At 68.8% G+C, this 22,006-nt stretch carries 22 protein-coding genes; 9 read left to right on the forward strand and 13 right to left on the reverse strand.

Features of this window, described 5'->3' with window-relative positions:
* Nucleotides 1-31 precede the first annotated feature (31 nt).
* Complete coding sequence (locus EV643_RS16900; protein ID WP_133801025.1) at nt 32-1,075, forward strand: DMT family transporter; 1,044 nt, start codon at nt 32-34, stop codon at nt 1,073-1,075.
* A gap of 45 nt (nt 1,076-1,120) precedes the next feature.
* On the opposite strand, the gene EV643_RS16905 is transcribed toward EV643_RS16900, so the two are convergent.
* Nucleotides 1,121-2,089 (reverse strand): DMT family transporter, encoded by a 969-nt coding sequence (locus tag EV643_RS16905; RefSeq protein ID WP_202869581.1) that lies wholly within the window; start codon nt 2,087-2,089, stop codon nt 1,121-1,123.
* 359 nt (nt 2,090-2,448) lie between these two features.
* Here EV643_RS16905 and EV643_RS16910 point away from each other — a divergent pair, with 359 nt between their 5' ends.
* Nucleotides 2,449-3,648 (forward strand): cysteine desulfurase-like protein, encoded by a 1,200-nt coding sequence (locus EV643_RS16910; protein WP_133801027.1) that lies wholly within the window; start codon nt 2,449-2,451, stop codon nt 3,646-3,648.
* Here the strand turns inward: EV643_RS16910 and EV643_RS16915 are convergent.
* Nucleotides 3,645-4,793 (reverse strand): Gfo/Idh/MocA family protein, encoded by a 1,149-nt coding sequence (locus EV643_RS16915; protein WP_133801028.1) that lies wholly within the window; start codon nt 4,791-4,793, stop codon nt 3,645-3,647. The genes EV643_RS16910 and EV643_RS16915 overlap by 4 nt on opposite strands.
* A 137-nt stretch (nt 4,794-4,930) precedes the next feature.
* Here EV643_RS16915 and EV643_RS16920 point away from each other — a divergent pair, with 137 nt between their 5' ends.
* The 3 genes from EV643_RS16920 to EV643_RS16930 are packed head-to-tail and all read left to right on the forward strand — an operon-like array spanning nt 4,931 to nt 9,132.
* Nucleotides 4,931-6,505, forward strand: a complete 1,575-nt coding sequence (locus EV643_RS16920; protein ID WP_133801029.1) for an alpha-amylase family protein — start codon at nt 4,931-4,933, stop codon at nt 6,503-6,505.
* A 45-nt stretch (nt 6,506-6,550) separates the two neighbouring features.
* Nucleotides 6,551-7,861 (forward strand): ROK family transcriptional regulator, encoded by a 1,311-nt coding sequence (locus tag EV643_RS16925; protein ID WP_133801030.1) that lies wholly within the window; start codon nt 6,551-6,553, stop codon nt 7,859-7,861.
* Nucleotides 7,861-9,132, forward strand: a complete 1,272-nt coding sequence (locus tag EV643_RS16930) for a glycoside hydrolase family 125 protein (protein ID WP_133801031.1) — start codon at nt 7,861-7,863, stop codon at nt 9,130-9,132. Before EV643_RS16925 ends, EV643_RS16930 begins: the two co-directional genes overlap by 1 nt.
* 3 nt (nt 9,133-9,135) lie before the next feature.
* Here EV643_RS16930 and EV643_RS16935 read toward each other — a convergent pair whose 3' ends face one another.
* The 5 genes from EV643_RS16935 to EV643_RS16955 form a co-directional block, all read right to left on the reverse strand.
* The gene (locus EV643_RS16935) at nt 9,136-9,981 is read right to left on the reverse strand and encodes an ABC transporter permease subunit (protein WP_133801032.1); all 846 of its coding nucleotides are present in this window, start codon (nt 9,979-9,981) and stop codon (nt 9,136-9,138) included.
* A complete protein-coding gene (locus EV643_RS16940) occupies nt 9,971-10,888 on the reverse strand; it encodes an ABC transporter ATP-binding protein (protein WP_133801033.1) in 918 nt (305 codons plus the stop codon). Before EV643_RS16940 ends, EV643_RS16935 begins: the two co-directional genes overlap by 11 nt.
* 117 nt (nt 10,889-11,005) lie before the next feature.
* Nucleotides 11,006-11,671, reverse strand: coding sequence for a response regulator (locus tag EV643_RS16945; RefSeq protein WP_133801034.1), 666 nt, complete (start codon nt 11,669-11,671; stop codon nt 11,006-11,008).
* A 146-nt stretch (nt 11,672-11,817) separates the two neighbouring features.
* Nucleotides 11,818-12,447: a response regulator gene (locus EV643_RS16950; RefSeq protein WP_305000404.1), complete on the reverse strand. Its 630-nt coding sequence runs from the start codon at nt 12,445-12,447 to the stop codon at nt 11,818-11,820.
* 106 nt (nt 12,448-12,553) lie between these two features.
* Nucleotides 12,554-13,702 (reverse strand): sensor histidine kinase, encoded by a 1,149-nt coding sequence (locus EV643_RS16955; protein WP_133801035.1) that lies wholly within the window; start codon nt 13,700-13,702, stop codon nt 12,554-12,556.
* A 222-nt stretch (nt 13,703-13,924) separates the two neighbouring features.
* On the opposite strand from EV643_RS16955, the gene EV643_RS16960 reads away from it, so the two are divergent.
* Nucleotides 13,925-14,359, forward strand: coding sequence for a DUF6069 family protein (locus EV643_RS16960; RefSeq protein ID WP_133801036.1), 435 nt, complete (start codon nt 13,925-13,927; stop codon nt 14,357-14,359).
* Nucleotides 14,360-14,385: 26 nt separating this feature from the next.
* On the opposite strand, the gene EV643_RS16965 is transcribed toward EV643_RS16960, so the two are convergent.
* Both EV643_RS16965 and EV643_RS44155 read right to left on the reverse strand, forming a co-directional pair.
* Nucleotides 14,386-15,159, reverse strand: coding sequence for a FadR/GntR family transcriptional regulator (locus EV643_RS16965; protein ID WP_133801037.1), 774 nt, complete (start codon nt 15,157-15,159; stop codon nt 14,386-14,388).
* Nucleotides 15,156-15,302 carry a hypothetical protein gene (locus tag EV643_RS44155; RefSeq protein ID WP_166665462.1) on the reverse strand — a complete coding sequence of 49 codons (147 nt, stop codon included), beginning with the start codon at nt 15,300-15,302 and terminating at the stop codon, nt 15,156-15,158. Before EV643_RS44155 ends, EV643_RS16965 begins: the two co-directional genes overlap by 4 nt.
* 80 nt (nt 15,303-15,382) lie before the next feature.
* On the opposite strand from EV643_RS44155, the gene EV643_RS16970 reads away from it, so the two are divergent.
* Nucleotides 15,383-16,594, forward strand: a complete 1,212-nt coding sequence (locus EV643_RS16970; RefSeq protein WP_133801038.1) for an alpha-hydroxy acid oxidase — start codon at nt 15,383-15,385, stop codon at nt 16,592-16,594.
* On the opposite strand, the gene EV643_RS16975 is transcribed toward EV643_RS16970, so the two are convergent.
* The 3 genes from EV643_RS16975 to EV643_RS16985 form a co-directional block, all read right to left on the reverse strand.
* Entirely contained in the window at nt 16,565-17,731 is a 1,167-nt protein-coding gene (locus EV643_RS16975; RefSeq protein ID WP_238165627.1) for a sensor histidine kinase, read from the reverse strand. The two genes, EV643_RS16970 and EV643_RS16975, sit on opposite strands and share 30 nt — an antisense overlap.
* Before the next feature lie 98 nt (nt 17,732-17,829).
* On the reverse strand, nt 17,830-18,468 hold the full coding sequence (locus EV643_RS16980; protein WP_133801039.1) for a pyridoxamine 5'-phosphate oxidase family protein: 639 nt from the start codon (nt 18,466-18,468) through the stop codon (nt 17,830-17,832).
* A complete protein-coding gene (locus EV643_RS16985) occupies nt 18,468-19,757 on the reverse strand; it encodes an MFS transporter (protein ID WP_133801040.1) in 1,290 nt (429 codons plus the stop codon). Before EV643_RS16985 ends, EV643_RS16980 begins: the two co-directional genes overlap by 1 nt.
* Nucleotides 19,758-19,877: 120 nt before the next feature.
* Between EV643_RS16985 and EV643_RS16990 the strand changes: the two genes are divergently transcribed.
* Nucleotides 19,878-20,309: a hypothetical protein gene (locus EV643_RS16990; protein WP_133801041.1), complete on the forward strand. Its 432-nt coding sequence runs from the start codon at nt 19,878-19,880 to the stop codon at nt 20,307-20,309.
* Nucleotides 20,310-20,326: 17 nt separating this feature from the next.
* On the opposite strand, the gene EV643_RS16995 is transcribed toward EV643_RS16990, so the two are convergent.
* A complete protein-coding gene (locus tag EV643_RS16995) occupies nt 20,327-20,971 on the reverse strand; it encodes an alpha-ketoglutarate-dependent dioxygenase AlkB (RefSeq protein WP_133801042.1) in 645 nt (214 codons plus the stop codon).
* Nucleotides 20,972-21,055: 84 nt separating this feature from the next.
* Between EV643_RS16995 and EV643_RS17000 the strand changes: the two genes are divergently transcribed.
* Nucleotides 21,056-22,000: a Gfo/Idh/MocA family protein gene (locus tag EV643_RS17000; protein ID WP_133801043.1), complete on the forward strand. Its 945-nt coding sequence runs from the start codon at nt 21,056-21,058 to the stop codon at nt 21,998-22,000.
* Nucleotides 22,001-22,006: the final 6 nt, after the last annotated feature.

Genomic DNA, 22,006 nt, shown 5'->3' on the forward strand with positions numbered 1-22,006 from the left:
GGTGTGTAGCGGTTGACGGTGATGATGGGGCGTGACGACGACCGCCTCCCGCCCCGTCTCTCCGTCCGTCCCTCCACCAACGCGTTCTACCAAGCACCATCGGCTTGTCGGCCTGATCGCCGCCTTCGGGATCGGCACCCTCGTCGCGGTCCAGTCCAGGGTGAACGGCGACCTCGCCACCCGTCTCGGCGACGGCATCGCCGCCGCGCTGATCTCGTTCTGGTCCGGCCTGCTGATCCTGCTGGTCATCGCCGCTCTGAGCTCCCGGGTCCGCGCTGCCCTCGGCCGGGTGTGGGGGACCATCCGTACGCCGTCCGGGGCTACTCGTCAGCCTGGCGAGCAGGGGTTGCTCCGCTGGTGGCAGTGCGCCGGTGGTGTCGCCGGAGCGTTCATGGTCGCGACACAGTCGATCACGGTCGGGGTGATCGGGGTCGCGGTGTTCATCGTCGCGGGCGTTGCGGGACAGGCCGTCAGCAGCTTGGTGGTGGACCGGCTGGGCTTCGGACCCGCCGGGCCCCAGGCGTACACGCCCACGCGGGTGGTGGGTGCGGTGATAGCCGTGGCGGCCGTCGTACTGGCCGTGTCCGACCGGTTGAACCATCCGGCCGGCCTGCTGCTCGCCGTACTGCCTGCCCTGGCCGGTGTTGGTTCGGCCGTGCAGCAAGCCATCAACGGTCGCGTGGCGCGCACCGCCTCACCGGACGCGTACGGAGCCGTCGCGGCCGCCGTGGTCAACTTCCTGGTCGGCTCCGCGGCCCTGACGGTCGTCTTCCTGATCGACCTCGTACTGCGTGGAGCGCCTCACCCACTACCAACAGAGCCCTGGCTGTACGTCGGGGGTGCGTGCGGCGTCGCGTTCATCAGCCTGGCGGCCTCAGTGGTTCGAGTGGTTGGTGTGTTCGTCCTCGGGCTGGGGACGATCGCCGGTCAGTTGATCGGGAGCCTGTTCGTCGACCTGTTCCTGCCCGCGACCGACCAGGGAGTCACCTGGCCGGTCGTCACGGGCACACTGCTCGCGCTGCTCGCCGTGGTCGTCGCGGCACTCCCCAACCAGAGACGTCTGATCAGGGCCTAGTGCCCCGCGTCGGATGTCCTTTGGCGCTTGCGGGGCACTGGTCGATCACGGCACCGGGGCGGCGCTCGGCTCGACTCGGGCCTTGCGCTTGATGGCCCCAGCGCGCAGTACTCCTTGGGACACGGCGACGCCGCACAGGACGACCAGGGCGCCGACCGGCTGGTACCAGGTCAGGTGTTCGTCGAGCACCAGTACGCCGACGATGATCGCGAAGATCGGCATCAGGTAGGTGACCATCGACGACATGCTGGCGCCGATCAACCGGATGTTGCGCAGGCTGAGCACGAACGCGATCCCGCTGCCGAGGGCGCCCAGGGCAACCACACTGCCGATCACCTCGGGTGACAATGACCACGGCGCCGGCGGCAGCCCACCGGTGACGATCGGCGCGACCACGGCCAACTGGATGGTGGCGCAGAGCAACAGACTCGCCGACAGGGCCGTCCCGGAGAGTTTGCTGCCGGCCACGAACCGCTTCTGGTACGGCACCGCGATCCCGTAGAACACCGCCGCCGTCATACAGAGCACCTGGCCGACCAGATCCGCGCCGCCCTCCAGGTTCCACGCGCCCAGCACCACCATCATCCCGGCGAACCCGACCAGCAGCCCGAGCACCCGCTGGACGGTGAACTTCTCGGTCCGGAACACCAGCACCGCCACCGGCAACACGACCAGCGGGGTGATCCCGTTCCAGATCCCGGCCAGGAGCGACGGCACCCGCTGTTCGCCGTACCCGAACAGGGTCCACGGGATCGCGGATCCGATCGCGCCCAGGACGAACGTATGCGCCCAGATCCGCGGCTCCCGCGGCAACGACTCCCGCTTGATCGCCAGGATCACCAGCAACGCGACCGACCCGCAGATCACCCGGCCGAGGGCCAGATACAGCGGATGCAGCTCGCGCACGCCGACCGAGATGAACAGAAAACTGCAGCCCCAGATCGCGGCCAAAGCCATCATCGTGGGAAGCCAGGCCCGCACCGGCGCCCTGTCAGGAGTCGTAACTATGCTCACTCCTGACATCCTGCATCACCCCACCGACACTTCCCACATCTTTGCCCGCTTCCGGTCCCACCTTTACCCGTTTCCAGACCCACCGGGGTGCACGGGTGCGGACCGCCAGCCCATCAAAGCGCGCCCCAGCCGCCCGCCCCGAGCGTGACCATCCGCCCGGACGGCCGATTGTGGAGTGCTGGGCGTCCGCACCGACGGGCGGAGCGGATCCCCACCACTCACTAACTCCGCTGGACGGGGGTGTGGGGGAGGTCGTTGAGCGTGGGGGAGGCGGGCGGCGCGTGGTTGGTGAGTGGTGGGGGTACGTCGTGGTGGACAGCGGGTGGTGGGGGTACGCGCGGGCGGGGGAGGATGGCGTCATGGGTGTTTTTGAGGTTGATGCTGTCCGTAAGGGGTTTCCGGCGTTGGCAGAGGGGGCGGCGCACTTCGACGGGCCGGGTGGGTCGCAGACGCCGCAAGTGGTGGCGGATGCGGTGGCGCGGACGATGGTGTCGGCGATGGCGAACCGTGGCCGGCTGACGGCGGCCGAACGCCGGGCGGACGGGATCGTGGTGGACGCGCGGCAGGCGATGGCCGATCTGCTCGGGGCGGATCCGCGCGGCATCGTCTTCGGGCGGAGCATGACGCAACTCACGTACGACTTCTCCCGCACCCTCGCCAAGAACTGGGGACCAGGCGACGAGATCGTGGTCACCCGCCTCGACCACGACGCGAACGTCCGCCCGTGGGTCCAGGCCGCCGAGGCAGTCGGCGCGACCATCCGCTGGCTTGCCTTCGACCCCGCGACGTCCGAGCTCGACGACCTCACCCCGCTGCTCTCGGAGCGGACCCGGCTGGTAGCGGTGACCGGCGCCTCCAACCTGATCGGCACCCGCCCCGACCTGAACGCGATCGCGCCACTCGTCCGCGAGTCCGGTGCACTCCTGTACGTCGACGGCGTGCACCTCACCGCGCATGCCCCCGTCGACTCCCAGATCGCCGACTTCTACGCGTGTTCGCCGTACAAGTTCTTCGGGCCGCACTGCGGGGTGCTCGCGGCATCACCCGAGCTACTGGAGACGCTCCGCCCGGACAAGTTGCTCCCGGCAACCGATGTGGTGCCGGAGCGGTTCGAGCTGGGCACGTTGCCGTACGAGTTGCTGGCCGGGACGACCGCAGCCGTTGACTTCCTCGCCGATCTGGGCGGGACGGGCGACAACCGGCGAGATCGGTTGCAGAGCTCGATCGCGTTGCTGGAGGAGTACGAGGACAACCTGAGAGCCGACCTCGAGTCCCGGCTCGCCGCGATCGACGGCATCACCCTCTACGGCCACGCGCAGCGGCGTACGCCGACTCTGCTGTTCTCGCTCGCGGGCTGGGAGTCCACCGCCGTGGCGGCCGGGCTCGCCGAGCGCGGCGTGAACGCCCCCGCCGGTTCCTTCTACGCGCTCGAACCCTCCCGCCACCTCGGCCTCGGCGACACCGGCGCGGTCCGGGCCGGCCTCGCGCCGTACACGAATCAGTCGGATGTCGATCGACTCATCGAGGCCGTCGAGCAACTGAGAGCCGCGACAACCTAAGACCAGGGCGCCCCGGTGCCGTCCATCCGCTGAGCGAAGGGGTCGTCAGAAGCGATCCCGCCCCGCGCGACCGGCCGCCCGCTGAACGACGACTTGTAGATCGCCGCGACCAGTTCCAGCGTCGTCCGCGCATCCGCCAGCCGCACCGGCGGCTCCTGCCCCGAATCAAGCGCATCCAGTACTGCGGTCAGCTGGGCAAGGTGGTTACTCGGCTGACCCGCCGGACCCTTCGCCCAGGCCGCTGTGATCTCGTCCTCGAATCCGGGCGCGGCAGTCACGGTGAAGTCCTGATCCTCGTACCCGTACAGGTGATCCAGCTCGACCGTCGCGTTCTCGAAGTCGAACCGCAGCGAAGAGGTCTGGCGCGGCGACACCACCGAGTTCACCACGCTCGCGAGTACGCCGGACTCGAACCGGACCAGCGCCATCGACACGTCCTCGGTACTCGTGTCCCGCGAGGTGCGAGCGGCCACCGCGCTGACCTCGGTCCACTCCCCGAGAGTCGCCAGCAGCAGGTCCATCTGGTGGATCCCGTGCCCCATCGTCGGACCGCCGCCCTCGATCTCGAACGAGCCGCGCCACGGGACCGCGAAGTACTCGGCGTCCCGGTACCAGAGGGTGTTGCAGGTCGCGATCAGCGGCCGCCCGAACGCGCCCGACTCGACGATCCCGCGCAACCGTCGCGCGCCCGATCCGAACCGGTGCTGCGAGACGACCGCGACCGAACCGGACGAGGCTGCTTCGGCGGCGAGCAGTTCGTCGACCGCCGCCAGCGAGATCGCGATCGGCTTCTCCACTACGGCGGTCGCGCCCGCCACGAGGGCCTGCGCGGCCAGCTCGACGTGACTCCCCGGTGGCGTGCAGATGTGCACCAGGTCGATCTGCCCGGAGTCGAGCGCCTCGGCCAGGCTGGTGGTGGCCAGCGGGATCGACCAGGTCTCGGCGAACGTCTTCGCCCGGTCCAGCTCGACGTCCACCGCGGCGACAAGCTCGGCGCGGCCGGTCCCAACCCCGACCGAGGTCCCATCCCCGCCTGAGGTCCCAGCCCCAGCCGAGGGTCCGGTGACAGCGGCGCGAAGGGCTTCGGCGTGGGCGCCGGCGATGCCTCCGGTGCCGGCGATGGCGACGCGATACGGGCGGCTCATACACACTCCAAGCGACGGGAAGCGTTTTCCCGAGCATGTCTATCCCAGTCGCGTCCACCACGTCAACGACTGCCTTGACGCTCCTCCGGCCGACTTAATAAAGTCCCTGGAATAAATCAGCCGAGGAGAACCCGCACGTGACAGAGCCGCCGCACAAGGTGTTCGTCCAGGTCAGCCCGTCCGATCGCCTCACCCCGGCCATCCCGCACGGCAACTCGTGGACCGCCGCCGGCGTCGAGGTCACCTGGTCAGCCGGCGAGATCACCATCGGCGCGGACGAAATCTCAAGAGTCGCATTGCGCTGGGACGAACCGGTGCCGACCGAGGCACTCGTCCTCGGTGACGCCTGGGAGCGCTCGTACGGCGATCTCCAGTGGCGGCACCTCCAACCCGAGCGACTACTCCCGTGGTACTGGCTGGCCAACAACCGGCAGACCGGTACGACGACCGGCATGGGCGTCGACGTCCAACCGAACGCCTTCTGCGCCTGGACCGTCGACCAGTCCGGCGTCACCCTGTGGATCGACCTCCGCAACGGCGGCGGTCCGACCCAGCTGAACGGTCGACGGCTGACCGCAGCGGTCGTTCGGCGCTTCGACGATGCGGGCACCCTATGGCAGACACTCCACCAAGCGGTCGCCGCGATGAGTTCCCGACTGCCGGCGCGATCTGAGCCCGCGCCGGTGGTCGGGGCGAACAACTGGTACTACGCGTACGGCGAGGGCTTCGACGAGAAGGCCGTACTCCAGGACGCGACCACAATCGTCGAGCTGGCCGACGGGCATCCGGAGAAACCCTTCAGCGTCGTCGACGACGGCTGGAACCCGGGCGGCAACGGTTCGGGCGGACCCTGGGAGACCGGGACCCCAGGCCTCTTCGACAACCTTGGCGGGACTGCGGATGCGATCAAGGCGATCGGCGCTCGCCCGGGTCTGTGGTTCCGCCCATTGCTCTCAAGGGAGAACGGTCCGTGGGCTCGCCCGGGTCGCGCCGACGGATCTGGTCGCGCCCTCGACCCGACGTACCCGGAGGTCCTCGACCTGGTCCGCGCGGATCTGCGGCGGTTCAGTGATTGGGGGTTCGAACTGGTGAAGCACGACTTCAGCACGTTCGACCTGTTCGATCGGTGGGGACTCGGGATGGGGGCGGCGATGACCAGCCCCGGTTTGCAGTTCCACGACGCCACCCGGACGTCGGCCGAGATCGTGCTCGACTTCTACCGCGAGATCCGGGCGGCCGTGCCGGACGTCGTACTGATCGGCTGCAACACGGTCGGGCACCTCGCGGCCGGGTTGGTCGACGTGCAGCGGACCGGCGACGACACCTCCGGCCGGGACTGGGAGCGGACCCGGAAGATGGGCGTCAACTCACTGGCCTTCCGGCTGCCTCAGCACAACCGTTTCTTCACCGTGGACGCCGACTGCGTTCCCTGTACGCCGCAGACGCCGTGGGAGCTGAATCGTCAGTTCCTCGATCTGGTCGCCCGGTCGGGCACGGCGTTGTTCGTCTCCGTCGATCCGGCCGCCCGGACCGAGCAGACGGACCGCGATCTGAGCGACGGTATACGGTTGGCGCTCAGTGGTGGTGACGCCACCGGGATCGAACCGCTGGACTGGCTGGTCAACACCACACCACGGCGGTGGCAGACCAGCGGTGGTGTCGTCGGCTACGACTGGTCACAGCCCTGGGGCGCGGATCCGGCCGCAGACTGATGCGACCTCGGAGTGCAGCGCAGTGAAGGGCAGGCAGGGGGAGTGGTGAGCACGGAGCAGCCACCGGCTGTGGTGCGCAGGGGGACCAATCTGGACCGCGTCGGCGAGTTCAACGACACGGTCGTGCTGGCCGCGATCCGCCGGGCCGAGGAACGGCTGAGCCGGGTCGAGCTGGCCGCCGCGACCGGCCTGTCCGGGCAGGCGATCTCGAACATCACCCGCCGGCTGCTCGACGCCGGCCTGGTCCGCGAGGCCGGTCGGCAGAAGGGCGGCGGACTCGGCAAGCCACGTACCCTGCTCGAGCTCGAACCCACCGGCCAGTACGCCGTGGGCGTGCACCTCGACCCGTCCGTCGTCACCGTGGTCGTGCTCGACCTCACCGGCCAAGTGGTCGCGCGACGCCGGACCGAGACCCCGGCCGCGGACGATCCTGGCGTCCTGATCGACGGGATCGCGAGGACGATCGAGGACCTCATCGCCGAAGCGGACGTACCCCGGGAGCGGGTCGTCGGCGTCGGGATCGCCGCACCGGGCCCGATCGACGTCGAGCGCGGCGTGGTCGTCGACCCGCCCAACCTTGCCGCCTGGCACCTGGTCCCGCTCCGCGACGCGCTGCGCGATCGAACCGGTCTGCCGGTGCTGCTGGACAAGGACGTCACCGCCGCCGCGTCCGCGGAGAAGTGGGCCGGCGGACCGAACGGCCGGGGCAGTTTCGTCTTCTTCTACCTCGGTACCGGGGTCGGCGCCGGCCTGGTCATCGGCGACGAGGTGGTCCGCGGTTCGACCAGCAATGTAGGCGAGATCGGCCACGTGATCGCCGACCCGGACGGCCCGCTCTGCTACTGCGGCCGGAGTGGTTGCGTCGGCGAGACGAGCCGGCCGCGCTACCTGGTCCAGCAGGCCGTCCAGGCCGGAGTGCTTGCCCAAGGCATCGACCTGGACGACCGGCACGCCGTCGACGCCGCCTTCAGCGCACTCTGTACGGCGGCCGGCCAGGGACCCGGAGTCGCGCGGGAGATCCTGACCGCGTTGGCGGAGCGGATCGCCAAGGTGGTCGAGGACATCGCGAACCTGCTCGACCTGGACCGCGTGGTCTTCGGTGGTCCGCTCTGGGACCGGCTCGCGCCGTTCTTCGACGAGCCGATCCGGGCTGCGCCGGCAGAGCGCTTCCTGGTGCGCTCGGTGCATCCGCTCCAGATCGCCGGGACCTCGCTCGGTGCGGATGTCGGTGCGGTCGGCGCGGCCAGCCTGGTGCTCGACCACACGTTCTCGCCCAACCCGTCCGTGCTGCTGCCCGGAACTGCTCAGTTAGTGCCCCGCGTCGGGGCACTAGGTACCTGGAAGGTGATGTCGTGATGATCGACCCCGACGTGCTCGCCCGCGCAACCGAAGACGTCCGGCGCGCCACCGGCGACCCGGCGATCGCGGAACTGTTCGAGCGGTCGATGGCCGAGAACCTCCGCTCGGTGGCCGAGCGGCTGCCCGACGGGACCACCTTCGTGCTGACCGGCGACATCCCGGCCATGTGGTTGCGCGACTCGGCTGCCCAGCTGCGTCCGTACCTGGTGCTGTGTGCCGACGACCCGGCGCTGCAGGACGTGTTGATCGGCGTACTGCATCGGCAGTTGGAGTACGTCGCGATCGACCCGTACGCGAATGCCTTCAACAAAGAGGCGAACGGCGCCGGCCACACCACCGACGAGACCGAGATGTCGCCGTGGGTGTGGGAGCGCAAATACGAGATCGACTCGCTCTGCTACCCGATCGAGCTGGCCTACCGGCTCTGGCGGATCACCGGCCGGGCCGACGTGATCGACGACCGGTTCCGTACTGCGGTCGGCGCGATCCTGGATCTCTGGACGGTCGAGCTCGACCACGAGGAGCGGTCGCAGTACCGGTTCCAGCGGCACGATGAGGCGGCGACCGACACGTTGGTCCGGGAAGGGCGAGGGCGGTTGACCCGGCCGACGGGAATGTCGTGGAGCGCCTTCCGGCCGAGCGACGACGCGACCGAGCACGGGTTCAACGTGCCTGGCAACATGTTCGCGTCGGTGGTGCTCGGCTATCTCGAGGCGATCGCTACCGAGGTACTCGGCGACGCGGGGCTCGCGGACCGGGCGAAGGAGTTGAAGGCGGGGATCGACGACGGCATCGCGGCGTACGGGATCGTTGATCACCCGGTCCACGGGCGGGTTTATGCGTACGAGGTGGACGGCTTGGGGGCGTCGTTGCTGATGGATGACGCGAACATGCCGAGTCTGCTCTCCCTGCCGATGACCGGGTACGCGCCGGCCGACGACCCGACGTACCTGGCGACTCGGCAGTTGTTGCTCAGCCCGGAGAACCCTTATTTCTATAGCGGTTCGCATGCCGCGGGGATCGGGAGCCCGCACACTCCGCCGGATCAGGTGTGGCCGATCGCGTTGGCGGTGCAGGGCCTCACGAGCACCTCGGCCGACGAACGCCAGCGCCTGCTGGAGCTGTTGCGCGACACCACCGGCGGGACCGGGCAGATGCACGAGTCCTTCCACGTCGAAGATCCGACCGTCTTCACCCGCGAATGGTTCTCCTGGGCCAACGCGATGTTCTGCGAACTAGCCCTGGCCCACGCCGGCCGCCGCCTCTGACCATCATGCGATGTCGCGGCGGCGGGTCGTGACGAGGGCCAGGACGACGAACACCGCGGCGTACGCGAGCAACGTCCAGAGAGCGCGATCCCCGCTCACCGCGTCCCGGACCCCGGGTGGCGCGTCGGTCGCGGTCATCCCGGTCACCGCGAACACGAGCGCACCGGCGTTCGCGCCCGGCATCGCGTCAGCCAGGAACTCCAGGTCCGGCAGGAGACTGGTCACCACCCCGGCGAACAACGCCTCGACACCGAGGATCCACACGACACCCAACCCGATCGGCAATGCAACGTTGCGGAAGGCAACAGCCAGGACGGCGCCGGCCAGACACCACACCGACAACACCAGCCAGCCTCCGGCGAACCCCGTCAGCAGGTCGAGCGGACCGGGCCAGTTCATCGACCCGTTCTCCACCGCCGCGATCCCGATACTGCACAGGGCGCAGGCGGCGAACATCCCGACCACCCAGAGCGCGATCATCGTGAGCAGCCCGAGCAGCTGCCCGACCAGGACCGTGCCGCGACCCGGCCGTTGGCTGAGGATCGTCTTCAAGGTGCCCCAGGTGTACTCGCCGCCGACCACGATCGCGCCCAGCACCAACGCGAGCGCGCCCGCGAACACGGGGTACCCGCCGATCGTGTTGTCCATCACCCGCTCGGGCAGCAGCCCGCGCAACACCTCGGACCGCGGGATGCCGCTGGTCTGCTGGTTCTCCTCGCCGGTCGCGTAGCCGAGGTACGGCAACAGGTAGCCGAAGATCAGACTGAGCACGAGTCCGGCGGCGAACAACACCCAGACGGCTCCGCGCTTGCGCAGCTTGAGCAACTCGGCCCGGTAACTACCCAGCATGAGCCTTCTCCTCCGTGGTCAGCTCGAAGAACACGTCCTCCAGCGCTCGTTCAGTACTCCGCAGCTCGGACACGGCGATCCCGGCTTCGACCAGCAGGCGATTCACTTCGGCCGCGCGATTCGGTCCGACGGTCGCGCGGAGCGTGTCGTCGTACAGGCGGACGGCGTCGCCGCCCAGCACGCGGCGGAGTACAGAGTGGGCACTCTCCAGCGGCCTTGCGCGGATCACCAGTTCCTGCTCGTTCCGGAGTTCCTCGACGTCGTGCTCGGCGACCATCCGGCCGGCGCTGATGATGCCGACCCGGTCGCAGATCTGTTGGACCTCGCCGAGCAGGTGGCTGGACAGCAGCACGGTGCGGCCGCCCGAACCGAGCTCGCGGATCAGCCGGCGCATGTCCCGCATCCCGGCCGGGTCTAGCCCGTTGGTCGGCTCGTCGAGAATGACCAGCTCGGGATCCTTGAGCAGCGCGGCCGCCACCCCGAGGCGTTGTTTCATGCCCAACGAGTACGTCGAGAAGCGGTCCTTCGCGCGGTCGGCGAGATCGACGAGCTCGAGGACTTCGTCGATCTTGGCGCGCGCGACGCCGGCGTACTCGGCCAGCAGGCGCAGGTTGTCCAGGCCGGACAGGTAGGGGTAGAAGGCGGGGGACTCGATCATCGAGCCCGTCCGGGCCAGTACTTGGGCCTGCCCCGGCGAACCGCCCAGGACGCGTACGGTCCCGCTGGTCGGACTGATCAGCCCGGTCAGGATCCGCAGCGTCGTCGTCTTCCCGGCGCCGTTCGGGCCGAGGAAGCCGTAGACCTCACCAGGCCGGACCATCAGATCGACGCCGTCGACCGCGAGGGTGTCGCCGTAGCGCTTCGTCAGTCCGGTGACCCGCACCAACGGTTCCACTGTCTTCGTCATACTCCGACAGTGCCGGTGATGCCCTGTTCCGCGCGTCGGCTCAGGGGAGTGACCGCACCTACCGCTGGGGGAGTAGAACCCGCGGACCCGCCGTACTTCAGCCGAGCCAGCCCGGCTTCAGCCGAGCCAGCCTGGGCGGACCAGGCCGGTCTGGTACGCGACGACGACTAGTTGGGCGCGGTCGCGGACGGCGAGCTTCACCATCGCGCGGCTGACGTGGGTCTTCGCGGTCGCCGGACTGAGTACGAGCCGCTCGGCGATCTCGTCGTTGGACAGCCCTTCGCCGACCAGCGCGACGATCTCCTTCTCCCGCTCGGTCAGCACATCGAGCTCTGTGCTCGCATGCGGTTGCCGGCTCCGGGTCGCGAACTCGGCGACCAACCGCCGCGTCACCCCGGGGGAGAGTAGTGCGTCCCCCCGGGCCACGACTCGTACGGCCTGCAGGAGCTCGACCGGCTCGGTGTCCTTGACCAGGAACCCGCTCGCGCCGACCCGGAGCGCCTCGAACACGTACTCGTCCAGGTCGAACGTCGTCAGGATCACCACGTGCACATCGGCAAGCGTCTCGTCGGCACCGATCTCGCGGGTCGCCTCCAGCCCGTCGGTACCGGGCATGCGGATGTCCATCAGCACCACGTCGGGCTTCTCCGCCCGGGCGACCTTGACCGCCTCCGCCCCGTCCGCCACCTCACCGATCACGGTGATGTCGTCCTCGGCGTTCAGCAGCGAGCGGAATCCCGCCCGCACCAACGCCTGGTCATCGGCCAGCAGCACCCGGATCATGCGCCCACGCTAAGCCATCGTGCGGCCACCCCGCCGAACATTTCGACATGAGGTAGTCGCTTCTACCGGCCCGCCCGCCGCCTGACCGGAGCGGTGAATGGGGGGTAGTAGGCGAGTACGCCCTGTCGAAATGTTCGCGATTGTGCTCAGGCGAGACCCGCGTCGTGGGCGAGCAGGGCGATCTGGGTGCGGTTGCCGAGGCCGAGCTTGGTGAGGATGTGCGAAATGTGCGCCTTCACGGTGGCGACGCTCATGAACAGCTCGGCCGCGATCTCCGCGTTGGCCTTGCCCTGCGCGACCGCGAGCATCACGTCGTACTCGCGCGGACTCAACCTGGACAGGGCGGATTGAGCGTGGGTGTGCGCATCCGCCTGCGTTGCGGCCCGATCCATCAACCGGCGCGTGATCGCGGGCGAGAGAATCGGGTCCCCGGCCGCGACCCGCCGGACCGCCTCGACGATTTGCGCCGGCGGCGTGTCCTTCAGCAGGAACCCACTCGCCCCGGCCCGGAGCGCGTGCAACACGTTCTCGTCCGTGTCGAACGTGGTCAGGACCACCACGTCCGGCGGATTCTTCCGGGCCCGCAGTCGCCGCGTCGCCACGATCCCGTCCACCCGCGGCATCCGCAGATCCATCAGCACCAGATCCGGGAAGTGCGCGTCGACCGCGGCCGGCACCTCGTCACCATCGGCGGCCTGACCGACCACCGAGATCCCGTTGGCGCCGTCGAGCATCATCTCCAGGCTCGCCCGGACGAGTGCGTCGTCATCAACCACCAGGACCCGGATACTCTCGGCCCCGCTCTCCTCGCTTACAACGCCCCGTCGCTCATGCCGCCCACTTCTCTCGTGCGACTCGCCTCGCTCACGCCGCCCGCTTTGCTCATGCCGGCCACGGTAGCGAGGCGTGCAGCCGGAACCCACCGCCAGCCGCCTTGCCGTGATCGAGTGTCCCGCCCGCAAGCTGCACGCGTTCGGTCAGCCCGACCAGTCCCGTACCGCTCCCCGGCGTCAGCGGCACCCCGTTGCCACTCGCATTCGTGAGCTCGATCTCCAGCCCTTCACCCGGCCGCCCCTTCACCATCACCGTCACCGGGAATCCCGCCGCATGCTTGCGTGCGTTGGTGAGCCCTTCCTGCACCACCCGGTACGCCGTCCGCCCGGTTGCTGGGGGCAACGATTCTGCCGCGCTGACCGTCGCGTCGTACCGGATCCGGGTGCCGGCACCGCGCGACTCCTCGACGAGTGCGGTCAGATCCGCGAACGTCGGCTGCGGTTTGCCGCCGGGTCCTTCGACCTCGCCGTCGCGGAGCACGCTGATCACCTCCCGCAGTTCGTCGAGTGCCTGATGAACGCCGGTCCGGATCACGCCGGCCGCTTGCGCGAGTTTCTCGGGGGAGGAGTCCGGCCGGTACTCGAGCGCCCCGGCGTAGGTGGCGAGCAGCGACAAGCGATGCGCGAGGACATCGTGCATCTCGCGAGCCATCTTGGTCCGCTCCAGCGACCGGGCTTCGGCGACCCGACGGCCTTGCTCGGTCTCGGCGCGGAGGGCGCGTTCTCGGAGGGAATCGAGCAACGCCTGCCGAGCCTGGTTCCACTGACCCCAGCCCAGCAGGGCAGCATGCACCGCAACGTCGATGACAAAGAACCACCGCAGCGGCAGCCCTTCGATCGGCCACCAGATCCACTGCACCAGATGAGCCACAACCCCAGCGAGCGCCACAAGCGCAGCGACCCGCAGGGGACGACGATGGGCAACGGTCAGCGTGCCGATGTTCGTCGGCGGAGTTGCCGCCGGGGAGAACGCGGCGAGCACGGCCTGAGCAAGCGCCGCCTGAACCGGCCACCGCTTCAGCGCCAGAATCAGCCCAACGGCAGCCACGCCGACCGGGATATCGAGGGCGAGCGACCCCAAGCCTTCGCCGGACTGTTGCCGGCCGACGATCGTGAGCGCGGACAGCGTGCCGACCACGCTCAAGGCGATGACGTCCGCCAGCACCGGCCTGGACGTCGGCAGGCAGATCACTCTCATGCCGCCGACACCCACCAGGCAGCCGCGCCGCAGTTCGGTCTCACACCGCTCACTCTCATGCCGCCGACACTAGGCCGGGCCCGGCGTCCGCCACCACCGACCAAAGTCGATCCCGAACCGACTTCCGGCCGGGCCGGCGCAGCCTTGCGACGGATGCCTCGAGCAGCGCTGATCAGCCACGCTCGACGCCGCCCACCCCCTTATCGTCTCGGAGGCAAACCAATGACCATCGCGCAACACACCACCGACCAGCAGCCCATCCGCGTCCCCGGCCGTAGCCGGCTGGCCGTCGTCGGTGTGACGGTCGCCGCAGCCCTTGCCCTGTGGGCGATCCTCGTGCCACTGGCCGGCGTCGACCTCAAGGCTCAGCAGGGCTCGACCATCGAGGTCGGTGCCGGCTCGATCTTCTTCGCCTCCGCCGCGATGGCGTTCGCCGGCTGGGCCCTCCTCGCCATCCTCGAACGCCGAACCATCAACGCCCGCAAGATCTGGACCGTACTGGCCATCATCACGTGCATCACGTCCCTCGGCAGCCCGCTCTTCAGCGGCATCGGCGCAGGTGCCCGAATCGGCCTGGCGTCTCTCCACCTGATCGTCGGCGCCACCTTGATCCTCGGCCTCCGCCGCACAGCACTCCCCGCTTCTGCCCGCTGCTGACCCGCACCCAATCGGGCGAGGCGCTGTCAATCGGGCGAGGCAAGCCGAGCGGCCCGATAGAACCCCTGGATGTGATCGGTAACCAACCGAGCAGCCCGGTCCGCCTCTCCCGCCCGTACCGCGGCCAGGATCGCCTGATGCTCCGCCCGCAACCCCACCACGGTCGCATCCCAGTCCGACAGATTCGGCACCGCCGCCATCACGTACCCATGAATCGCCGACCGAAGCGACGCCATCACCGCCGCGATCAACACATTCCCGGCGACCCCCGACAACGCCACATGAAACTCCGCATCCAGCAGATGAAACTCCTCCGGCGAAAGCCCCGGATCCTCCATCCGCCCCAACAACCCCTCCGCCACCCCCAACAACCCCACCCCACCCAAACCCGAGCCCGCACCCACGCCCGAGGCCCCACCCGCGCCCTGCTTTCGATCTGCGGCGCCTTCCACGGCAAACAGCTCGGCCGCCTGCCGGGCGGCCCACGACTCGAGCAGCACGCGGGTCTGCACGATGTCACCCATCGGCAGGTGATTGGTTGCCAGATGCAACCGCAACAACGCCGTCAACGGCGACGCCGGCTCAGCGACGATCACCGCACCAGCCTCCGGCCCAGACCCCGTCGCCGTCCGCACCACCCCGAGCGCCTCCAGCACCCGAACCGCCTCCCGCACCGACGGCCGACTGATCCCAAGCTGCTCCGCCAGCACCCGCTCACCAGGCAACCGCCCACCCAGCCGCAACCGCCCGGCAGCGAGATCCGCCTCAACCCAACTCAACACCAACTCATAGTTCTTCACCGCCCACCCACCCCCACCGGCCCACAGCCTTCCACCAGCCGCCAGCCCATCCCCGCCATCCCCATCAGCCCGCAGCCCTCCACCAGCCGCCAACCCACAGCAGCCCAGCGCGCGCCGCGCGTTCGCAGTACGAGGCTCTTCACAGCCGGGAGTCTAGCTGTGTGGTCGGACCACAGGCTATGCTGTGGTCCGACCACACCCCGTGCCGCCTGAGGAAGCCCCGATGACCGATCGTCAGCTGCCGCGCTGGTCCGAGCTGAAGCCCCTGTTGCGGCCCAAGCCGGTGACCTGGAACCCGACCGACCGCCGGCTCGAGCAGGCGCTCACCATCGCCGACCTCCGCGCGATCGCCAAACGCCGTACGCCGCGCTCGGTCTTCGACTACACCGACGGCGCCGCCGAGTCCGAGATCAGCCTGCGCCGGGCGCGCCAGCTGTTCGCCGAGATGGAGCTCCAGCCGTCCATCCTCCGCGACGTCTCCGACCTCGACCTGGGCACGGACATCCTTGGCCGCCGCTCCGAGCTCCCGTTCGCGTTCGCGCCCACCGGCTTCACCCGGATGATGAACCACGAGGGCGAGAGCGCGGTCGTCCAGGTCGCCCAGCAGCTCGGCATCCCGTACGCGCTCTCCACGATGGGTACCACCTCGATCGAGGACGTGGCAGCGGCCGCCCCGGACGCCCGCAAGTGGTTCCAGCTGTATGTCTGGAAGGACCGCGACGCAGGCGAGGACCTGGTCAAGCGCTCCGCCGCCGCGGGGTACGAGGCCCTGATGCTGACCGTCGACGTCCCGGTCGCCGGCGCCCGCCTCCGCGACGTACGCAACGGCTTCACCATCCCGCCGTCGCTGACCGCCAAGACCGTCCTCGACGCCTCCCTCCACCCGGCCTGGTGGACGAACCTGCTCACCACCCGGCCGCTGACGTTCGCCTCCCTGTCCACCTGGGACGGTACGGTCGCCGAGCTCCTCGACAAGCTCTTCGACCCCACCATGACGATCGACGACCTCAACTGGCTCCGCTCGATCTGGAGCGGCCCGCTGATCGTCAAGGGCATCCAGACCGTCGACGACGCCCGCCGCGTGGTCGACGCCGGCGCTGACGCGATCGTTCTCTCCAACCACGGCGGCCGCCAGCTCGACCGCGCCCCCACACCCCTTCGCATCCTCGCGGATGTCCGCAAGGAGATCGGCACGGACGCGGAGATCTACCTGGACACCGGCATCATGAGCGGCGCGGACATCGTCGCGGCCATCGCCCTGGGCGCGGACGCCTGCCTGGTCGGCCGCGCCTACCTCTACGGCCTGATGGCCGGCGGGCAGCGAGGCGTCGCCCGATCCGCCGAAATCCTCACCAAGGAAATCCGCCGCACCATGGCCCTCCTGGGCGTCTCCAACGTCGCCGAACTAACCCCCTCCCACGTCCGCCTCCCCTGACCCGAGCGGCACCAGCGGTAGCTGCGCGAGGATCCGCAAGCCCCCGGCCGGCGTGCGTGTGGTGGTGAGCGTCCCGCCGAGGGCAGTGGCTCGTTCGCGCATGCCGATGATGCCGTTGCCCTCGCGCGGCGCTCCCGTCAATGAGCTGCCGTCGTCGTCCACCTGGAGCACGAGCGAGTCCTCGCCGTACTGGATCCGCACGGTCGCCGCCGTCGCCTGCGCATGCCGTACGACGTTGGTCAGCGACTCCTGGATGATCCGGAACGCGGCCCGATCCAGCCCGGTCGGCAGCGGTCGCGGATCCCCGTGCACGATCGTGTGCACCTCCAGCCCGGCCCGCGACGTACGGGTGATCAGGTGATCCAGCCGTTCGAGCCCGGCGACCGGCTGCCGCGGCGCGGACTCGTCCGTCTGCCGCAGGATCCCCACAATCGACCGCAGCTCGACCAGCGCCTCCTTGCTCGCGTCCTTGATCGCCGACAACGCCGGCCCGGCCTGCTCCGGCTGCCGGTCGACCAGGTGCAACGCGGTCGACGCCTGCACGTTGATCAGGGAGATGTGGTGCGCCACGACGTCGTGCAACTCCTGAGCGATCCGCAGCCGTTCCTCGCCGGCCCGCCGGAGCTCCGCCTCGCGCCTCGTCTTGTTCGCGGCCGCGATCCGCTCCCGTTGACCGCGGAAGAGCTCAGCGATGAAACCGAGTACGACGAAGAAGGTACCGACCAGCAGGATCTGGTAAACACCGTCCTCGTTGATCCCGAGAATGAGCCGGCCGAGCACGTGCCCGCCGTACAGGCCCGCGAGCGCCACCCATCCGGTCAGCCGAAACCCGATCCGGATCGTGTAGAACACCGCGATCACGAAAGCGAAGATCACCGGGCCGTAGGCATACTGCATCAGCATGTAGATGAGCGTCGCCACGGTCGTTGCCCACAGCACCGGGACCGGCCGCTGCCGGAGCCAGTAGAGCGACACCGTCGAGACCAGGATCAGCGCGATCATGAACCAGTCCGCGTCCCGGCGCTCCGGTTGCCCTCCCGACGCCCCGAGTGCGCCGACAATCGTGACGACCGACAGCACGGCGGGCAGGGCGATCCGCCTCACCTGGGACCTGACGGTCGGCTCAGAAATGCTCACCCTCGAAACGGTAGAGCCCCGGCGATCCCGCTGTCATCGTCGCCACGTGGTACTTCGCGATGCTCCATCCGCGGTATGCCGGCCGGGGAACCGGTACCTCAGTACTTCACGTTGTAGATACCGGCCTCGTACTTCGGCCCGTAGTACTCCTCCAGCTCGGCCAGCTCCTCGTTCGGTCGGTCCAGGGCCTTGGCAATCGTCGCCCGGCTCGGCACCGCGTCCGGCTCCCACGTCTCCGGCTTCCACACCTTCGACCGGAGGAACGCCTTGGAACAGTGGTGGAAGATCTCCTCGATCTCCACCAGCAGCGCCAGCTGCGGACGGTTGCCCTTCACCACCATGTCGTCGAAGAACGGCGCGTCCCTGACGATCCGGGCCCGCCCGTTGATCCGCAGCGTCTCGCCGCGACCCGGGATCAGGAAGATCAGCCCGACGTGCGGGTTGGTGAGGATGTTGGTGAAGCCGTCCACGCGCCGGTTGCCGGCCCGCTCCGGGATCGCGATCGTGGTTTCGTCCAGCACCATGGTGAATCCGGCCGGGTCGCCCTTGGGGGAGACATCGCAGCTGCCGTCCGCCGCGGCCGTCGCGATCAGGCAGAACGGCGACGCCGCGAGCCACTCCCGGTCGAGCTCGTGGAGCTCCTTGCGCGTCTTGTCCGACGCGTGGGCGAGTGGCTGCGGAACCACCTCGCGCAGCTCGTCGTACGAGGTGATCTCGACCAGTCCGGGGATGTCCATCAGGCGGCGTACTCCTCTGCGAGCGACGGCTGGAACGCCTTGCCGGCGGGCCTTGTCCGTGCTGCCCATCGTACGGCGAGACCAGTCGCGCAACTGGTTCCCAGGAACAGTGCACCGACCACCATCCACCCGATCGGACCCCAGCCGAGTACCAATGTCGTCAGCAGCGCCGGGCCCAGCATCCGGGCGATCGCAGGACCGGTTCCGAAGAAGCCCTGGTACTGCCCCTGCTTGTCTTCCGGAGCCAGACCGAAACTGATCTCCCACGCCCCGGACGCCAACTTCATCTCACCGAAGGTCAGCAGAGCGGCAGCAACAGCCAGTACTACGGCAGCCGTGGCCGGGCTCATCCCGAGGGCGGAGATCGCGAACACCGCACACGCCGCGAGCATCGCCACTCCAGCGAACCGCACCGACCGGGTCGCAGTACGAAGATCCGTGACGCTGCGGGCGACCCGTACCTGGAACAGCGTGACGCCGATCGTGTTGATCACCAGCAACGAGGCAACCATCCAATCGGGAGCATCCGTACGCTCCACGATCCACAGCGGCGCAACCAGACTCAACAGCGGCATGAACATCAACATCACCGCATTGAGCAGAGTCAGTACTGCGTACGGCCGGTCGCGCAGCACCGCCAACCGCGGCTCACCCTTGACGTGAGCAGTCACCGCTTTGACGGCCGGTACACGGTGGATCAGCACAGCCGCAATCAGGAAGCTGGCCGCGTCGATCGCAAACACAGTCAGGTACGCCGCTGTCGTGTCGAAGTGCAACGCCAGTCCGCCGAGCGCTGCGCCAACCGCCAGTCCTGCATTGACCGTTGACTGCAGGAAGGCGCGGATCCGCGTCCGCTCGGCCGGGTCGACCAGACCGGCGAGTAGCGCCTGTCGCGCGGCAGTGAGGCCGGTCTGGCTGGTCGCGTAGGCGATCGCGGCGATCAGGAAGAGCGGGAAGCTTCGGATGAACAGGAAGGAGGCGACCGACACCGCTGTGGACAGCGCCAGCAGGATCGCGATGCCGCGCGGACCCAAGCGGTCGGCCAAGTGGCCCAGCGGTACGCCCGTGAGGAAGCCGACCAGCCACGCGATCGTGAGGCCGAGGCCGACCTGGGCGGTGGACAGGCTGACGACCCGGATGAAGAACAGCGCGGAGGTGACGATGAACGCGCCGTCGCCGACTGAGTTCGCCAACTGCGCGAGGGCGAGATTCCGGGGCGCACCGGCCGGCGGAAGCAGCTTCGAGGTACGGCTCTTCGGTGTCGTGCGGTCTGTCGCTGTGCTGGTCATACTTCGAGGCTAGGGCTTGAGCGGCCCAGCGGTGAGATCCACTTTCGGTCCTAGAAGATGGGCCAAATTGCCCTGTGGACAACCTCCGGATCCGCACCGGAACGACTGCATCTTCTAGGTATGACTTTCCTGGAGCTTCCCAAGGACTGGCGCCGGCAGCCGCTGTCCGACTCCGCGTTCGCTGCCGATGTGGTCGACCTCTACTGCAGTGCCGGCGACCGCCGACGCGGCACCTTGATGGTCCTGATCTGCGACGAGAAGGACTGCTACCGAGGCGCGATCGCGATCGACCTGTCCGAGCTTTCCGACGACCACCCTCCGACCAACTTCACCTCGGCCTTGAAACCGGTGATCCGGCCGCTCACCGTCTACCCCGAAGGCTCCCTCATCCTCGCTCTGGCCCGCCCCGGTCCACCCGACCTGACGGATACCGACTTCGAGTGGCTCGAGGCGGCGACCCATGTCTGCCGGGTCGTGGGCGTCCGCCTGCTCGGCTTCTACCTGGCCTCGCCCGACGCCGTCACCCGCGCTGAATTCCCGGTCGCGGCATGACCACCATCGGCTGGCGGTCAGCGGACACCGCGAGGGCGGAACTGGATGCTGATGCGCGGCCCGATCCGGCCGGACGCCTTGGGGATCGCGTGTTCCCAGGTGCGCTGGCAGGACCCACCCATCACGATCAGATCGCCATGCCCGAGCGGATGCCGGATCGTCGAGGTCACCGGACCGGCGTTGTTCCCTGGGCGCGGTCGCAACGCCAGCACCCGTGGCTCGCCGACCGAAAGGATGGCGACCATGGTGTCCTCGTGTTCCCCACGGCCCAGCTTGTCGCCGTGCCAGGCCACGCTGTCCCGCCCGTCCCGGTAGAAGCACAACCCCGCTGTGCGGAACGGCTCGCCCAACTCCTCGGTGTAGTGGTCACTCAGCTGGTCCCGAGCCTCGTCGAGAATCGGCAACGGCAGCTGCTCGCCTTCGCCGTAGAAGCGCAACAACCGCGGCACATCGACCACCCGGTCGTACATCTGCCGCCGCTCCTCCCGCCATGCCACCTCGACCGCCAGCCGCTCGAACACCTGATCCGCGCCCGACAACCACCCCGGCAGCACGTCGATCCACGCACCCCGGCTCAGCTCGGTCCGCCGGATCCCGTCCAGCGAACCCAACTCCGGATCCGCAAACGCATCCAGCAAGGACGCCTGCAGGTCAGCACCCATACCCCCACCATACCCGAAACTCGAACATCTGTTCCCCTGAATCCCCGATAGAGTGAATCAAGCTCGCGAGAGGAGCTACGCCTCATGAAGATCGCCCTGCTGGGCACCGGTTTCGGTCGAGCTCATGCCGCTGACTTCGCCGACCGCTCGGATGTGGATGAGGTGGTCGTCTTCGGCCGGACACCGGAGAAGCTGGCCGAACTCCGCGACCAGTTCGGGTTCGCCACGAGCACCGACCTGGATGCGGTGATCGCCGACGCCTCGGTGGATCTGGTGGACATCTGCCTGCCCACCCGGCTGCACGCCGAGGTAGCCGTGCGGGCCATGGAGGCCGGCAGAGACGTGCTCATCGAGCTGCCGCTGGCCACCACCCTCGATGACGCGCACCGCATCGTTGACGTCCAACACGCCACCGGCCGGCGGGCGTTTGTGGACATGTTCTCCCGGTTCAGTTCCGCCAACCTTCAGCTTGAGCAGGCCGTGTCCGATCAGCGCTACGGGCCGGTTCAGAGCCTGGAGATCGAGGGCCGCACCGCGCTGCTCTGGCCCGGCTACGACCTCAGCCTCGACACCCTCGCACTGGACATGATGCATGCCGACTTCGACCTGATCACCCGCCTGTTGGGCCGACCCGACACCATCCACGTCGTCGGAACCGCCAGTCCGACCGGCCGCGGCTCGGCGGCCGCGGTCCTGCTGGGGTACCCGGATGCGTTCGTCCGCTGCACCAGCTCCGCACTGATGCCCCAGCCCTATGGGATGCGAGGCGGCTGGCGCGCCACCTTCACCGACGGCGTGCTCGAATACGCGATGCGCGCCGACTTCACCGGCCAGGGCCCATCCACGCTCATCGAATACACCACCACCGGGGACCGTGCGATCGACCTACCCGCGACCAGCCCTTACGAGGCGATGATCCAGCACGTGCTGTCCTGCTTGGCTGGTGACGCCGACAACCTCATCGAACCCACCAGCGCACTCCCCGCCCTCGAACTCACCCTCAACATCCACCAGCGACTCAACAACTAGTGACCC

The sequence above is a fragment of the Kribbella caucasensis genome (assembly GCF_004361855.1).
GTDB classification, from domain to species: domain Bacteria; phylum Actinomycetota; class Actinomycetes; order Propionibacteriales; family Kribbellaceae; genus Kribbella; species Kribbella caucasensis.